Below are 16,103 nucleotides of genomic sequence, written 5' to 3' on the forward strand. Positions count from 1 at the left end.
AGCTTAACATTAAGAACTGTAAAGTCCCTAATATTGATCAGATATTAAGTAAAAATACCTATCCAAGTTAAAGGGTGTTTATATGATGCAGAAGCCATGAAGCTGTTCGCAAATAAATGAAGACTCCTGCTACATCAGTTGCGGTCGTAATAAAAGGTGCCGACATTAAAGCAGGGTCTAGTCCCATGCGATCAAAAAGCAAAGGCAATGCTGCACCTGCAGTGGCAGCTAATGTAGTTATTGCAAGAAGACTAATTCCTACTGCAGCCCCAACCAAAGGACCTTGACCCTGCCACCAAGCAAAAGGAACAACAAAACAAAGCATCAATAGGCCTAACAAAGCCCCGGCTATAGCCTCTCTAATGACTGCTCTCAACAGACCCAAATTCTGAATTCGTTGGGTACTTAATCCTCTAATCACAACTGTAGAGCTCTGAGCACCAACATTGCCACCAGTCCCTATTAACAAAGGGATGAAGGCAGCCAGCAAAACAACTTGCTTCAAAACCTCATCATTCATTGCAATCACTTTTGTAGTCAAACCGTTTGCAAGCACTAAAACAAAAAGCCAAACAACTCGCCGCCTTGCAACAACAAACAAATTACTTTGAAAATAATCATCCTCATCACCAGCTTGAACAGCACCTGCTGCATATAGATCTCTAGTAGCTTCCTGCTCAATAACGTCAATGACATCATCAACAGTAACGATTCCAACCAAACGCTTCTCACTATCTACAACTGGTAAAGCCAAAAAGTCATATCTCTGAATTGCTCTTGCAACTTCTTCCTGATCAGTATCAGTTCGGACATTCACTACATCTTTAGTCATGACATCGCCGATCAAAGCTTCTGGATCTGCAGTCACTAAATCTCGTAAAGAAAGTATCCCAGTCAAATGTCTCTCTCTATCTGTGACATAGAGGCTATAAATGGTTTCAGTAAAAGGAGCCTGGCGTCTAACAATTGTTAGCGCCTGTGCAGCACTATGAAATTCCTTAAGATCTATGCATTCATTGGTCATTAACCTGCCAGCGGTTTCTGCCTGATAACCAAGCATTTGAGCCGTTACCCGCCTCTCTTCTGGGCTTAATTCAGCCAATAACCTTCTCACAACCTTGGCAGGCAACTCGTCAAAAAGGCGAACCCTGTCATCTGGCGACATTTGCTCAACTATTTCAAGAACTTCGCCAGATCGCAATCGATCCAGAAGGCTTTGTTGAACACCTGGATCTAAATACTCATAAACCTCTATAGCTTCATTTTTGGCTAATAATCTAAAAGCAAGTGCCTGCAAGATTAATGGCAAGCGACCAATCGCCTCAGCAATATCTACTGGCTGAACGGGTTCAAGCAAAGACTTAACACCGTCATAATTGCCAGCGGACAACATTGACTCAAGCTGATCAGCCACCTCATCAGCGAGATGCTGTCCTTTCAAAAGAGCAGGAGCTTCAAAAGGTGCCCCAGTTGCCTCATTCATCGGCGCACAAACAGGGCAAAAACATTTTATGTCTATTAGGGGGAGATTGATTCTTTAATTCTTCTTCCAATGAAAAAACCAGCAAATAAAGCTATTATCCCAAAAATGATTGTGATCATTATTAAAGAAATTCCCTGCAACCACATACCATCATTAACTAATTCCACAGTTTCCATCACCCAGCCACTAAAAGTAGTACACGCTCCACAGAATCCAATACAAAAAATTAATTGAAAGCGAAACCTAACTCTTAATCCCATAACTATTCCAAACACAAGAGTTCCTAAAAGATTTACAGCCAGATCGTTGTTAAGTAGCCATCTTATTAAGGCACCTGGCACTGCTCCCGATCCCACAAAAAAGAAACGCTCAAAAGCGACTAACTTATTTTCAACCATTCCCTAAATGGTAACCAAACAATAAAAATACAAAACCACCTAAAATTGAACTAGCTATAATTAATAAGCTCTGGCTCTTATCATCGTTTTTCCAATGATCAAATACTTCCCAAATAAATGATGAAAATGTGCTAAAACTTCCTAAAAATCCTACCCCAATGAATAACAATAATTGAGAATAAACTAAAGTTGTCAATCTTTTATCTAATGCAACGAGCAATCCCAATAAAAAACAAGATATAATATTAATTGTAAATATTAACCAATGTTTAGAAATTTTCTTGTAATTGAATGTATTAAGAATTTCGAATCTAAGGAATGCCCCTAATATAGAGCCTAAAGCAACTAAAAAAAGATCAATAGCTATAGTTGATAAATCAAACATTCAGCCATCCACGATTTAATTGCGAAGATGAGCTAAGAAGTTTAAAAGAAGATATTTCAACCTGGATCCAATTTTTCTTATCCTCACTTTGCCAACTTCTTAAAATTCTTAAGGGAGTTCCTAATGCAATAGATCTTATTTCAGGTGAATCTAAAGAAGGTGAAGCCCTCAAATAACAATTATCACCAGCAAAATATCTGTCGGATGATTCGAATTGAAATAAGTCAGAATTATTTCTTACTGTTCCGCCTACAGGCAAATCAATGGGAGCAAAGATTCCAAGAATTAATAACAGCCAATAACATTTAAGAATAAACTTCATATTCAAAATCAAATGTCTAAGGATGCCAAATCAAGTTCAACACTATGAGTCTCTATAAATTGTCGTCTTGGAGCAACCTTATCGCCCATGAGAATAGTAAAAATCCTATCCGCCTCTAGGGCATCTTCAATCTCTACTTTTTTCATCATTCTTGTAGATGGATCCATTGTTGTTTCCCACAACTGCTTTGGCATCATTTCACCTAGACCCTTAAATCTTTGTATTGTGTAATTAGCCTTTTCTCCAAATCCATCAATAGTTTTCTTTAAATCAGATTCGTTATAGCAATACTTGTGTTTCTTACCTCTTTCCACTTTGTATAAAGGTGGACAGGCAATGTAAATATATCCACCTTCAACTAATTCTTTTTGATAGCGATAGAAGAATGTCAATAAAAGTGTACGAATATGAGCACCATCTACATCAGCATCAGTCATAATTACAACACGGTGATATCTAAGATTCTTGGATGAAAATTCTTCACCTTTTATTCCAAGACCTAATGCTGTAATTAATGATTGAATTTCAGTATTTTTATAAATCTTGGAATCATCTGTTTTTTCTATATTTAAAATCTTCCCTCTTAAAGGAAGAATTGCCTGGAATTTCCTATCTCTGCCTTGCTTGGCAGAACCTCCCGCTGAATCACCCTCAACAATATAAATCTCTGATTCTGATGGATCTCTAGAGCTGCAATCTGCAAGCTTCCCAGGAAGAGTAGAACTCTCTAAAACACTCTTACGCCTTACCAGTTCTCTTGCACGTCTAGCAGCTTCAGCAGCATTAAAAGCCTGTATTGCTTTCTCTAAAATCAAATCAATTACAGAAGGATTAAATTCTAGATATTGGCTTAATGATTCACCTACCAGGCTATCGACAATTCCACGTACTTCTGTATTGCCTAATTTCGTTTTAGTTTGTCCTTCAAATTCGGGCTCTGGCACTTTCACAGATAAAACAACGGTTAACCCTTCTCGGATATTTTCTCCAGCCAGATTGTTATCTCCATCTTTACGTTTCCCTCGCTTACGGGCAAAGGAATTGAGAGTTCTAGTTAATACAGTCTTTAAACCCTCTATATGAGTTCCACCATCTACAGTCCGGATATTATTAGCAAATCCAAGAATACTATCTGAATAAGCATCTACACACCATTGCAAAGCAGCCTCAACTTGAACTCCATCTTTTTCTGAATTGACATAAATTATCTCAGGATGCAAAGCATCTTTTTCTGAATTTATATATGAAACATATTCTTTAATGCCACCTTGGTAAAAGTAAATCTCTTCATATGGATCTCCTTCAGTAGTTAAAGAAGTTTTTCGTTCATCACGAAATACAATACGCACTCCTCCATTGAGATACGCAAGTTCCCTAAGTCTTGAAGAGAGTGTTGCATACTCAAATTCAATACCACTTGTAAAGATTTGATTATCGGGCTTAAAACAAACTGTTGTGCCAGTAACTCCTTTCTGAGATGAGGGCTGGTCTTTTGAAGTTAAACCGCCTACCGGAACTCCTCTTTCAAAACGTTGAACATGAGTCTGATTTTGTCTTCTAACAGTAACTTCCACCCATTCACTAAGAGCATTAACAACGGAAACACCAACTCCGTGCAATCCACCAGAGACTTTGTAGCCTCCACTGCCAAATTTGCCTCCTGCGTGGAGAACAGTAAGGACAGTCTCTAAAGCACTTTTACCTGTTCTTGGGTGAATATCAGTAGGAATACCTCGTCCATTATCCGTAATAGAAGCTGAGCCATCATTACAAAGAACAACCACTATCTCATCACAATGCCCTGCCAATGCTTCATCGACAGAGTTATCTACTACTTCATATACAAGATGATGTAACCCTCTAGGCCCTGTTGAGCCGATATACATGCCTGGTCTTTTACGAACAGGTTCCAATCCCTCCAGAACTTGAATCTGTTCAGCCCCATAGTCGGCCTGGACTTTATTAACCTTGGAATCTTCACTCATTCGAATACACAATTCCCAGGGAAGGTTGTTCTTAAAAACCGCATCTACCAGAAACCTATACCTGGCAAACTAAATTTACCACTGGCGAAGGCAAAAGGCTCTAAACAATTTATGTCGTCATCAAAACCACTCATAATTGTTCTCCTTGGACCTACTGCTAGCGGGAAAACTGCACTAGGGATAGAAATAGCTGAGCATCTGGGACTCGAGATACATAATGTTGATTCTCGTCAGGTTTATATGGATATGGACATCGGGACCGCAAAACCATCCCAAGAACAGCAAAAACGTATAAGACATTTCTTGATTGATTTAAAGCCGCCTAATGAAAAAATGACAATGCATGATTTCCATAAAACAGCAAGAGTCAGCTTGGATAATGCATTAAATAAAACAAACGTTGGATTACTTGTTGGTGGAAGTGGTCTGTATCTCAAAGCCTTAACTAGCGGTCTATGCCCTCCATCCATTCCTCCCGAATCAAGTTTTAGGAAACAATTACATGACATTGGTCAAGAGCAGTGTTATCAACTTCTCCAAAGCTGCGACCCACTGAGCGCGAAAACCATTGCTCCATCAGACTCAGTCAGAACAACAAGAGCACTAGAAGTTTTTTATGCAACTGGTCAATCTAAAACTTCCCTTCAATCTTCCAAACCACCTCCCTGGAGGTTATTAGAGCTAGGACTTAATCCAAGTAATCTCAATGATCGCATTGCACAAAGAACAGAAAACATTTTTCAAAACGGTCTTATTGAAGAAACTGAACACCTCATTGGAAAATTTGGAAAGGAATTGCCCTTGCTAAACACTATTGGATATGCAGAGGCATCTCAAATGATTGATGGCAAGCTTCCCTTAAATGACGCCATATTTCAAACAAATAAAAGAACTAAGCAATTTGCAAAAAGACAAAAAACTTGGTTTAGGGGTCAACACAATCCAAAATGGTTAAATGAGAAAAACCCACTTAGTGAAGCTCTCTCTTTGATCCATAACGTTATAAGGTGAACTAAGTAGATATAAATTTGGGCTTCCTTATTTTTACTCTGCTCTAATCCTTCATCACACTGAATGCCTCCTCGTCCCCGTTTTGACCGTCGTGCTCCCGTCCGCGAGCTTCCCAACATAAATGACCGTATCAAATATCCCCAGCTAAGGGTAGTTGATGCAGATGGGACCCAGCTAGGAGTTATAAATCGAGAGGCAGCCTTAGAAGTCGCCCAAGAAAGAGAGCTTGATCTAGTTCTGGTTAGCGAAAAAGCCAATCCCCCTGTTTGCCGAATTATGAACTACGGCAAATTTAAATTTGAACAAGAAAAAAAAGCTAAGGAAGCAAAGAAAAAATCTCATCAAACCGAAGTAAAAGAAGTAAAAATGCGCTACAAAATTGACCAGCATGACTATGAGGTGCGCATAAATCAAGCCACTCGATTCCTTAAAGCAGGCGATAAAGTTAAATGCACCGTGATTTTTAGAGGGAGAGAAATTCAGCATACGAATCTTGCGGAGTCACTCCTTGCAAGAATGGCAAAAGACCTTGAAGAACAAGCAGAAGTTCAACAAACACCTAAACGAGAAGGGAGAAATATGATCATGTTCTTAACTCCACGAAAGACACCTTTAATAAAAAATGAAAAAGAAGTAACAACTTCTGCAAAAGCTGAACGAACAATTTCATAACCAAATATCTGCCTGATAACAATGCTTTATGACATGAATGATTTAATCAATCTGATTACAGATTGATTAAGTTTTCACCGTCACACGAGCTTAGGACAAAGAAATAATTGTCACTTGTGCCTTAATTAATTATTGTGGTCACATTCAGCCCTTGCATAAAGGCGTGAGATTCCATATCCAGCAGGAGAGTGATATCCCTGCATCAAGCCAACTTTATAATCAGATTTGCTTTGCAATAGCAGCTCGGCACTACCCGCCTGGGCATAGGTTGCCAAGCACACGTCAGCTGGCAATGCAAACCGGATTGCATAGAAACACAATTAGCAAGGTATATAGGCAATTAGAAACTGATGGTGTTGTAGAAGCGATTGCAGGTTCTGGGATCTATGTTCGTGATCAGCAAAAACAACGTGAAGTTAAAAGTGCCTCAAGTTACAGAAACAAAGGGGTTACTGACATTGATCAAGAAGTAAGAAAATCTGTAGATGGACTGCTTAATGCTGGATGCACCTTACAACAAACAAGAGAACTATTTGTTCAGGAAATAGATTGGAGATTAAGGTGTGGAGCAAGGGTTTTAGTCAGTACTCCCAGAGAAGATATAGGTGCTTCAATGTTAATAGCTGAGGAATTAGAGCCAAATTTAAATGTTCCTATTGAAGTAGTGCCTATGGAGGAATTAGAAGATGTTTTAGAAAGCTCCAATAATGGAACAGTTGTGACAAGTCGCTATTTTATCCAACCTCTAGAAGAATTAGCCAAACAGCATGGAGTACGAGCAATAGCAGTAGACCTAAGTGACTTCCGCAATGAACTATCAATGCTTAAAGAATTGCGATCTGGCAGCTGTGTTGGAATTGTAAGTATTAGCCCTGGAATCCTCCGAGCAGCAGAGGTAATTTTGCACAGCATGAGAGGAAATGAATTATTACTAATGACTGCAAATCCTGATGTAGGTAGCCGATTACTTGCCTTGCTGAGAGCTGCTAATTACGTCTTATGTGATAGCCCTAGCCTCCCTCTAATAGAACATACACTAAGACAAAATAGATCACAGTTAATGAGAATGCCTCAAGTTCACTGCGCAAAAAACTATTTAAGTGAATCAACGATAGAGCAACTTCGCAAAGAGATAGGCCTTATTAAATAACCCCCCTTATTCTTTGAGCAAATGCTTAAAGCCATTCAATCAGACATAGCCATTATAAAAGAGAGAGATCCTGCAGCAAGAGGATTGCTTGAAATCATTCTCTGTTATCCGGGTTTCCAAGCTCTCGTATTGCACAGAATCAGTCATAGGCTTTGGAAGTTTGGCATGCCATTATTCCCTCGCCTACTTAGCCAAATTACTAGGTCCTTAACTGGAATTGAAATTCATCCAGGAGCAAAAATAGGGAAAGGCGTTTTTATTGACCATGGAATGGGAGTAGTTATTGGTGAAACCACAGAAATAGGAAATAGATGTCTTCTCTACCAAGGTGTGACACTTGGAGGCACTGGCAAAGATGAAGGCAAGAGACATCCAACCTTGGCAGAAAATGTAGTAATTGGAGCTGGAGCGAAAGTACTAGGGGCTATAACAGTTGGTACAAACACAAGGATTGGGGCAGGATCAGTTGTAGTAAGAGATGTTGAAGCTAATAGCACAGTTGTGGGAATCCCTGGAAGGGTTGTGCATCAAAGTGGTGTACGAATTAATCCTCTGGCTCACTCAGCGCTACCAGATACTGAAGCAACAGTAATTAGAAATCTTATGGAACGTATTGATTACCTGGAAGGTCAAGTAAGTAGCATGAGTAATTCTTTGAAAGATTTCAATCAAGGGAGTTCACCTAATGCAGTTTTACCTGGAGAAGCCCAAAATCTAAAAGACCGAGAAATTATTGAATTCCTAGGAGATGAAGTTAACGATGATCAATAATACTGTTTTATTCCTTATCGGATTCAGGTGCAGGTTGAAACATAAACATAGAGTAAATAACATTCCTACGCATATTTGTCATCATTTCTAGGAACATGTCATACCCCTCATTCTTATATTCTATTAAAGGATCTTTTTGACCATATCCTCTAAGACCTACTGATTCCCTCAAAGCATCCATCGCCTGCAAATGTTCACGCCATAAAGTATCTATTTGCTGAAGAATGAAGAATCTTTCAGCCTCTTTCATTAAGCCAGGTTTTTGTTCTTCAATCTGAGCTTCTTTAAGATCATAAGCATTACGTAATTGTTCTTGTAAAAATGCTTTCAACTCATCAATATCTAAACCTTCTAGCTGATCAGGTTTTAAATCATTTAATAAATAAACGAACTCTTTTACTTTACTAACTAACTGAGCTAGATCCCATTCTTCAGAAGGCAAATCTGGATTGACATAAGCATATACAATTTCTTCCATAGTCTTTTCACCATAACCAATCACTTGTTTCTTTAGCCCAAACCCATCTAAAACTCGTCTACGCTCTGAATAAACAGCTCGACGTTGATTATTCATTACTTCATCATACTCAAAAACTTGTTTCCTTATATCATAATAATAAGTCTCAACCTTCTTTTGAGCACTTTCTAAAGACCTAGTAAGCATGCCAGATTCAATAGGCATATCTTCATCAACTTTAAAAGCATTCATCAAAGAAGCAACTCTATCTCCACCAAAAATACGCAGCAAATTATCACCTAAAGACAAAAAGAACCTTGTACTTCCAAGATCACCTTGCCTGCCAGCTCTGCCTCGCAATTGATTATCTACTCGGCGCGATTCATGACGCTCAGTACCAATAACATGAAGTCCTCCAGCTTCACGAACTTGCACTTCTTCTTTCTGAACAACAACATCATACTCAGACTTCACTAATGAAATTGCATCTCTCATTAATTGAATTGATGCATCATTAGTCGGAGCTTTTTCTGCAGCGGTAGAAATTCGATCCTCTAGCTCAATTGCAGTTAATGCTCTATCTCCCCAATCAGCAACTAATTTACGCTCCAAATCTATAAGGACTTTTTCCGTATCTTCAGTAAGAACACATGGATATAATGTGCCAAGTGCACTAGAGGCACTAAGAGGCTTACTGTTATCAGTAGTAACATCTTTGTCTTCCCCAAAGCCAGATGATTCGCTGCGTCGTTGTAAAGGAACAGGTGGCTTATGTCCATCTTCAGGTTTAACAAGCTTAGGCAAAAGAACTTCTCTTAATTTAAGTCTTGCCATGTAATCACTATTACCACCAAGAATTATGTCTGTCCCTCTCCCTGCCATATTGGTTGCAATAGTTACTGCGCCTGCTCTTCCTGCCTGAGCAACAATTTCTGCCTCACGTTCTACATTTTCAGGCTTCGCATTTAATAAATTATGTGGTATCTGCTCTTCTGCCAACAAAGAACTAAGTAGCTCACTTTTCTCAACACTGGTAGTACCTACTAATACAGGTCGACCTTTCTTATGAACCTCCGCTGTTTCATTAGCAACAGCTCTCCATTTACCTGCTTCGGTTTTATATACTTGATCAACCCAATCGTTTCTAGACCGAGGTCGATTTGTTGGTATTACAGTTGTCTCAAGTTGATATGTTTTTTCAAATTCAACTTCTTCAGTCTTAGCAGTACCTGTCATTCCCGCTAAACGCGGATATAATAAGAAAAAGTTTTGATAAGTAATTGAAGCAAGAGTTTGTGTCTCAGACTGAATATTTAATTTCTCTTTAGCCTCTATTGCTTGATGTTGTCCATCACTCCATCTTCGACCAGGCATAACTCTACCAGTAAACTCATCAACAATGACTGCTTCACCATTTCTAACAATATAATTAACATCTTTAACAAATAACTCTTTAGCTTTTAAAGCATTGGTGATGTAATGAGCCCATGGATCTTTAGGGTCATATAAATCATTAACTTTCAACAATTCTTCAGATCTAGCAAACCCTTCATCTGTCAAAGTGCAAGTCCTTTGCTTCTCATCAACCTCATAATCACCTTCTGGATCGATTCCATCTTTACCCATCTCTGCAGCTCTAATAAGAGAAGCGACTACTTCTGCAGCTTTTTGATATTTTTCTTGTGGACGCTCAATTTGGCCAGAAATAATTAAAGGTGTTCTTGCCTCATCAATCAATATAGAATCCACCTCGTCAATGATACAAAATTGAAATTTTCTTTGAACAATTTCACTCATATCACTAGCCATGTTATCTCTTAAGTAATCAAAACCAAGCTCAGAATTAGTTGCATATGTAATATCACATTCATAATTTTTGCGCCTTTCTAGAGGAGTCATATCCTGTTGAATTAAACCTACAGATAAGCCAAGGAATCTATGAACTTGTCCCATCCACTCTGCATCTCGACGAGCCAAGTAGTCATTAACAGTAACAACGTGTACTCCTCTTCCAGTAAGAGCATTTAAAAAACTAGGCAAAGTTGCTACCAAAGTTTTTCCCTCTCCTGTTTTCATCTCAGCAATTTGTCCCTCATGCAAAACCATCCCTCCAATCAATTGGACATCAAAATGCCGCATCCCTAAGACTCTCTTGCTCGCTTCTCTTACTACAGAAAAAACTTCTGGAAGAATCTCATCCAACAGCTCCCGTTGTTTTTCCAATCCAGAAACTTTTGCTAATCGCTCTCTAAAATCAGCAGTTTTAGCACGAAGCTCATCATCTGTTAAAGGAGAAATCTCCTCTTCTAAAAGATTGATATCGCTTACAATAGGTAGATAGCGCTTCAGCTTTCGAGCATTGGGGTCACCCAGCAAAAGCTTGAGCATGGTTTCAGCAGGTCGAATAAATACTCATTCAGCCTAACTACCCAGACTAAAACTTAGTCAAAAAAATATTAAGCGCTATAAAACTTCTCTTCAATTAGCTTTGCTTTACCAGCCCTTTTGCAAGGCAATCCTATACTTTATGTGCATGACAAGCTTAAAGCTGATCAGACATGCTCCTGGAGCCCCTGGGCTGCGATTACTTGGTTTAGGGCCCAACCTTTTACCCAGCAGAGGGCTTCTTAAACTCCAAAGGCTGCTAGACAAACATGCTTTCTGGGCAAGGAATAGATCATATAAAAGTCTCCGTAAATTATTGAGAAAAAGTAGTGTTGTAATTACAATCTGGCGAGATAAAAGAATCGTTGGTTTTGGTAGAGCGACAAGTGATGGCATATATAGAGCTGTCCTTTGGGACATTGTGGTAGCTGGAGATCTACAAGGGCAAGGACTAGGTAGAAAAGTTGTAGAAGCTCTGCTATCTAGCCCTTCAATCAAGAAAGCAGAACGAGTTTATTTAATGACAACCAATAGCAAAGAGTTCTATGAACAGGTTGGTTTCCATGAATCTTCAATGCAAAGTTTATTGATCAAAAACCCTTAAAAAATTTATAAAAGCGGATGAAGAGATTCGAACTCTCGACCCTCTCCTTGGCAAGGAGATGCTCTACCACTGAGCTACATCCGCATTAAAGTTTTTCTACCTTAATCAAAGCAGCATGCCTTAAAAAAGGGTGAATGGTCAATTTAATACTCCAATTAATAACGGTTTATCAACGCAATGCTTTCATTAATGAAGCCATCTCAAGGGCTTGCAATGCATAGTTCCAGCCAAGATTGCTTTTGATGCCAGCTCTTTCTAAAGCTTGTTGCATCGTATCAGTGGTCAAAACACCATAAATAATTGGAATTCCATTTTCTCGAGCAACTGAAGCAATTCCCTTGCTTGATTCGTTTATAACAACTTCAAAATGTGGAGTATCCCCACGAATAACTGCTCCAAGAGTAATTAATACTTGGTATTTGCCTTTAGAGGCCAAAGACTGGCAAATTAGTGGAAGTTCCATTGAACCAGGCACCCAAATAATATCTAATTGAGGACTTGATTCAGAAGTATCTACACCATGCCTTTGAAGGCAATCAATGCATCCACTTAAAAGCTTATTAGTAATTAGATCGTTGAATCGTGCGACGACGATTGCTATGCGGAAATTAGACGCATCATTAAAGCGCCCTTCAATTGAAACCATTGCTTATCTGCAAAATGCCAATAACTCCTACCTTCGCACGCAAGGGGGGTCAGATTCAAACAAAGGCAGAAAGCAAACCATTTACGAGAACGAGGTGAAACCATACTCCCGCAATAATCTCTATTTTTTTAATTTCTCCGTTACGACGATCTGCTGGGTCAGATTGGGTCATATAGAGAACCGGCACACCAACAACCAACATTAAAGAAGCAAAGAGAAGTGCGTTAATAGCAACTGAACTAATGATCTGCATAGGGAATTGAGCGTATGGAGCAAATGCTCACTTCATCCACTAATTGTCACATGAGACAAGCTAGTTTCAGACAAAGATTACAAGGTTGTCGCGAGGCTTCACATCCAAAATGAAAAATCGCCTTTACTATGCCAACAATTCATTGGCAGAAAACTGGTATGACTGCCGAGAGCATTTCACTACAAGGCAGCCTGTTTGGTGACCTAGCAGAAAGCCCGACTAACAGAAAAATCTCACCTGACTCAACTAAAGACGATGATTTTTCAGATGCAGAATTAATAAAAAACGCTCAAGCAAGGCCCAGGCCTTCAAAAAGTTCAACAGACATAGAACCTTTAGATCATCCAATTGGCGATGAAAATCCTCAAGGGAGTGATCTGACAAATGTTTCCCATCACAGTGACGTAGAAATTACGCAACTCACTCCAGTTCTTCGTCATTATGTAGAGCTTAAAAAAGAAAATCCAGAAAGAATATTGCTATATAGACTTGGTGATTTTTTTGAATGTTTTTTTGAAGATGCAATTCTTTTATCACAACTTTTAGAACTCACTCTCACTGGAAAAGCAGCTGGAAAAGAAATTGGAAGAATACCGATGGCAGGCATACCTCATCATTCTGCAGAGAGATATTGCTCAATGCTTATCCAAAAAGGTCTCTCTGTAGCTTTGTGTGACCAATTAGAAAGCACTCAAAACAAAGAAGGGAAACTGCTCAAAAGAGGGGTGACAAGGGTACTTACTCCTGGAACCGTTATCGAAGAAGGAATGCTGCAGGCTAAAAAAAATAATTGGTTGGCTGCTGTTCTAATAGAAGCTAAACCTGATAAAAATTCATACCAATGGGGCTTAGCTTATGCTGATATCAGTACTGGAGAATTCTTTGTCAAAGAAGGAATTGACCTAGATGCTTTAGAACAGGAAATTGCAAAGATAGAGGCTTCCGAAGTTATTTGCCAACAAATAGATGATAGATCTCTAGTAAAAAAATGGTGTCCAAAGAATATAGAACTCACTCAAACTGCAAAGACTCCTTTTACACTTCATGAAGCTAAATCTTCCCTAAAGAACCATTACAAATTAAACACTATAAATGGACTTGGATTCCATGAATGGGAATTAGCAATTAGAGCAGCAGGAGGTTTATTAGCCTATTTACATGAAACCAACCCTATCAATTCAGTAGAAAGAACCAGATCTGATATTCCTCTTGAAGTACCTCAACTAAGTGTTTCAAATGAGGCGTTAATCGTTGATGCTCAAACCAGACGTAATCTAGAAATACTTAGTACTCAAAAAGATGGGCGATTTCAAGGTTCACTCCTTTGGGCAATTGACAGAACTCTTACAGCTATGGGAGGTAGATGCCTTCGCCGTTGGCTGGAAAGCCCTCTAATAGACCTGAAAAGAATTAATGCTAGGCAAGAAATTGTAAGTTTTTTAGTTAAAGAAAGTTCGCTTAGGCAAGTTTTAAGAAAATTGCTTAGATCGATGGCAGACCTGGAAAGATTGTCTGGAAGAGCTGGCGCGGGCCATGCAGGAGCTAGAGACTTAGTAGCTATAGCAGATGGTCTGGAAAGACTGCCTCTTTTAGCAGCAAATTTACAAAGTCTTCCTAAAAAATCGCCTTCTTGGCTAATCCCGCTCCAGAATGTAGACAAAGATCTACTAAAACTAGCCAATACTATTAGAAATACTCTAATTAATAATCCACCTTTAAATCTTAGTGAAGGCGGTCTAATTCATGACGGAATAGATCCTATATTAGATGGCCTCAGAAATATGCTCGATGATCAAAATGAATGGCTAAATAGCCAAGAAGAACAAGAGAGAAAAGCTAGTGGGAATAACAATCTTCGGCTTCAATATCATCGAACATTTGGTTATTTTCTTGCAGTTAGCAAATCAAAGGCTAATGATGTTCCATCCCATTGGATACGAAGACAAACATTAGCTAATGAAGAAAGATTTATAACTCCAGATTTAAAAACAAGAGAAGGAAAAATCTTTCAATTAAAAGCGAGGTCAGGTCAAAGAGAGTATGAATTATTCTCAGACCTGAGGCAAATAGTAGGAGATCATGCCCACGCTATACGTAAAGCAGCCAAATCAATAGCAGGTCTAGATGCACTTGCTGGACTAGCAGAATTAGCCGCATCCAATAATTATTGTGCTCCTAAAATACTAGATTCAAAAAGTGGTGCAAACAAAATTTGTATTGAGGCTTGTAGACATCCAGTAGTTGAACAGATGTTGGTAGAAAGAGAATTTCAACCTAACAATATTGAAATTGGTGATAAGACAGATTTAATTATTTTGACTGGACCAAATGCTAGTGGTAAAAGTTGTTATCTTCGGCAAATTGGATTAATACAATTACTCTCACAAGTTGGGAGTTGGATTCCTGCTACTAAAGGTTTAATAAGTATTTCAGATAGAATATTTACACGAGTAGGAGCTGTTGATGATCTTGCTGCAGGTCAATCTACCTTCATGGTAGAAATGGCAGAAACAGCTTATATACTTAATCAAGCCACAAACAATTCTTTAGTCTTACTAGACGAGATTGGTAGAGGTACTGCAACTTTTGACGGTTTATCTATTGCATGGTCTGTAAGTGAATTTCTTGCTAAAGAAATTAAAAGTAGAACCATCTTTGCAACGCATTATCATGAGTTAAATTCTCTTGCAAAAACTTTCACAAATATTTCAAACTCTCAAGTTCTTGTAAAGCAAAATGGCAATGATCTTCACTTTCTTCATAAAGTTGTAGATGGAGGTGCAAATAGAAGCTATGGGATAGAAGCAGCAAGGTTAGCAGGAGTTCCAAAGAAAGTAATTGACACTGCAAATAAAGTTCTGGAAAGATTGGAAAATAATAATTAATAGATTATTGTGAAGAAATATGATTACTATAAGATACTTATTATATAGAAGCTCTTAAAAGAGCATTTACTGCTGCGGATGCAAGAGCAGCTCCTCCCCTATTACCTTCAAGTCTAATTTGAGGGATCTGACTTTTAGATAAAAGCAATTTACTCTCAATGACACTTATAAATCCAACTGGCATACCAACAATCAAACTAGGTAAAAATCCTGTCTTAACAATTACTTTTAAAAGAGATGTTAAAGCAGTAGGGGCACTACCAATAACAACAATAGGCGGCCGACTACTAGTCAATGATTGTTGGGAAAATTGCTGCCATGCCGCCTCAATCCCAAAAGCTGACCTTGTCAAGCCGTATCCATCAATAGACGGGGCCCAATCCAAAAGACAATGTATTGATGGCTGTATTGTTTTCGATGCCATTGGCGCAATGGCTGCAGCTGCCATAGCAGTGTCAGTAAGAATTGGAGCACCATCTTTCAAAGCTGCAAGACCTTCTTTGCAAGCATTAGGTGAAAACCTCAATAAAGGTTGAATTCCAAAATCTCCACTAGTATGAATTAATCTTGCAAGAACTTCTTGTTCTAAATTCTCTAATCCTGTATCACCAAGCTGAGCTTTAACGTAACGAATACTTTCCACAAAAATTGGATGATCAATGGTTGTCAATTTTTTACTCATACAATGGATCATTT

15 protein-coding genes and 1 tRNA gene are annotated in these 16,103 nt (G+C 38.7%); 6 read left to right on the top strand and 10 right to left on the bottom strand.

Translation table 11 applies throughout. The features are described from left to right. Window positions 1-67 precede the first annotated feature (67 nt). From mgtE to gyrB, 5 genes are read right to left on the bottom strand one after another with little or no spacing between them, the layout of a single operon-like run. Window positions 68-1,483, bottom strand: coding sequence for a magnesium transporter (gene mgtE, locus P9211_RS08550; RefSeq protein ID WP_012196308.1), 1,416 nt, complete (start codon window positions 1,481-1,483; stop codon window positions 68-70). Between the two features lie 35 nt (window positions 1,484-1,518). Next, window positions 1,519-1,881: a fluoride efflux transporter FluC gene (locus tag P9211_RS08555; protein WP_012196309.1), complete on the bottom strand. Its 363-nt coding sequence runs from the start codon at window positions 1,879-1,881 to the stop codon at window positions 1,519-1,521. Next, the gene (locus P9211_RS08560; RefSeq protein ID WP_012196310.1) at window positions 1,874-2,266 is read right to left on the bottom strand and encodes a fluoride efflux transporter FluC; all 393 of its coding nucleotides are present in this window, start codon (window positions 2,264-2,266) and stop codon (window positions 1,874-1,876) included. The genes P9211_RS08555 and P9211_RS08560 overlap by 8 nt, the downstream gene beginning before the upstream one ends. After that, complete coding sequence (locus P9211_RS08565) at window positions 2,259-2,588, bottom strand: SH3 domain-containing protein (protein WP_041391261.1); 330 nt, start codon at window positions 2,586-2,588, stop codon at window positions 2,259-2,261. Before P9211_RS08565 ends, P9211_RS08560 begins: the two co-directional genes overlap by 8 nt. An 8-nt stretch (window positions 2,589-2,596) precedes the next feature. Next, window positions 2,597-4,573 (bottom strand): DNA topoisomerase (ATP-hydrolyzing) subunit B, encoded by a 1,977-nt coding sequence (gene gyrB, locus P9211_RS08570; RefSeq protein WP_012196312.1) that lies wholly within the window; start codon window positions 4,571-4,573, stop codon window positions 2,597-2,599. Between the two features lie 111 nt (window positions 4,574-4,684). Here gyrB and miaA point away from each other — a divergent pair, with 111 nt between their 5' ends. The 4 genes from miaA (at window position 4,685) to cysE (ending at window position 8,177) form a co-directional block, all read left to right on the top strand. Further along, complete coding sequence (gene miaA, locus P9211_RS08575; RefSeq protein ID WP_012196313.1) at window positions 4,685-5,584, top strand: tRNA (adenosine(37)-N6)-dimethylallyltransferase MiaA; 900 nt, start codon at window positions 4,685-4,687, stop codon at window positions 5,582-5,584. 63 nt (window positions 5,585-5,647) lie between these two features. After that, window positions 5,648-6,256 (top strand): translation initiation factor IF-3, encoded by a 609-nt coding sequence (gene infC, locus P9211_RS08580; RefSeq protein ID WP_012196314.1) that lies wholly within the window; start codon window positions 5,648-5,650, stop codon window positions 6,254-6,256. A gap of 163 nt (window positions 6,257-6,419) precedes the next feature. Then, on the top strand, window positions 6,420-7,406 hold the full coding sequence (locus P9211_RS08585) for a GntR family transcriptional regulator (protein WP_012196316.1): 987 nt from the start codon (window positions 6,420-6,422) through the stop codon (window positions 7,404-7,406). A 21-nt stretch (window positions 7,407-7,427) separates the two neighbouring features. Beyond that, on the top strand, window positions 7,428-8,177 hold the full coding sequence (gene cysE, locus P9211_RS08590) for a serine O-acetyltransferase (protein WP_012196317.1): 750 nt from the start codon (window positions 7,428-7,430) through the stop codon (window positions 8,175-8,177). A 7-nt stretch (window positions 8,178-8,184) separates the two neighbouring features. On the opposite strand, the gene secA is transcribed toward cysE, so the two are convergent. Next, window positions 8,185-11,022, bottom strand: coding sequence for a preprotein translocase subunit SecA (gene secA / locus P9211_RS08595; RefSeq protein WP_012196318.1), 2,838 nt, complete (start codon window positions 11,020-11,022; stop codon window positions 8,185-8,187). Window positions 11,023-11,167: 145 nt separating this feature from the next. Here secA and P9211_RS08600 point away from each other — a divergent pair, with 145 nt between their 5' ends. Next, entirely contained in the window at window positions 11,168-11,623 is a 456-nt protein-coding gene (locus P9211_RS08600) for a GNAT family N-acetyltransferase (RefSeq protein WP_041391263.1), read from the top strand. A gap of 12 nt (window positions 11,624-11,635) precedes the next feature. Here the strand turns inward: P9211_RS08600 and P9211_RS08605 are convergent. From P9211_RS08605 to psbZ, 3 genes are all read right to left on the bottom strand, one after another. After that, window positions 11,636-11,707 (bottom strand) — tRNA-Gly (locus tag P9211_RS08605). An 85-nt stretch (window positions 11,708-11,792) separates the two neighbouring features. Next, entirely contained in the window at window positions 11,793-12,269 is a 477-nt protein-coding gene (ribH, locus tag P9211_RS08610; protein ID WP_012196320.1) for a 6,7-dimethyl-8-ribityllumazine synthase, read from the bottom strand. 55 nt (window positions 12,270-12,324) lie between these two features. Next, window positions 12,325-12,522 (bottom strand): photosystem II reaction center protein PsbZ, encoded by a 198-nt coding sequence (gene psbZ, locus P9211_RS08615; protein ID WP_012196321.1) that lies wholly within the window; start codon window positions 12,520-12,522, stop codon window positions 12,325-12,327. Between the two features lie 158 nt (window positions 12,523-12,680). Between psbZ and mutS the strand changes: the two genes are divergently transcribed. After that, on the top strand, window positions 12,681-15,407 hold the full coding sequence (gene mutS, locus P9211_RS08620; protein ID WP_012196322.1) for a DNA mismatch repair protein MutS: 2,727 nt from the start codon (window positions 12,681-12,683) through the stop codon (window positions 15,405-15,407). Window positions 15,408-15,447: 40 nt separating this feature from the next. Here mutS and P9211_RS08625 read toward each other — a convergent pair whose 3' ends face one another. Next, complete coding sequence (locus P9211_RS08625; RefSeq protein ID WP_041391265.1) at window positions 15,448-16,089, bottom strand: precorrin-8X methylmutase; 642 nt, start codon at window positions 16,087-16,089, stop codon at window positions 15,448-15,450. Window positions 16,090-16,103: the final 14 nt, after the last annotated feature.

Source organism: Prochlorococcus marinus str. MIT 9211, assembly GCF_000018585.1.
Classification (GTDB): Bacteria; Cyanobacteriota; Cyanobacteriia; order PCC-6307; family Cyanobiaceae; genus Prochlorococcus_D; species Prochlorococcus_D marinus_B.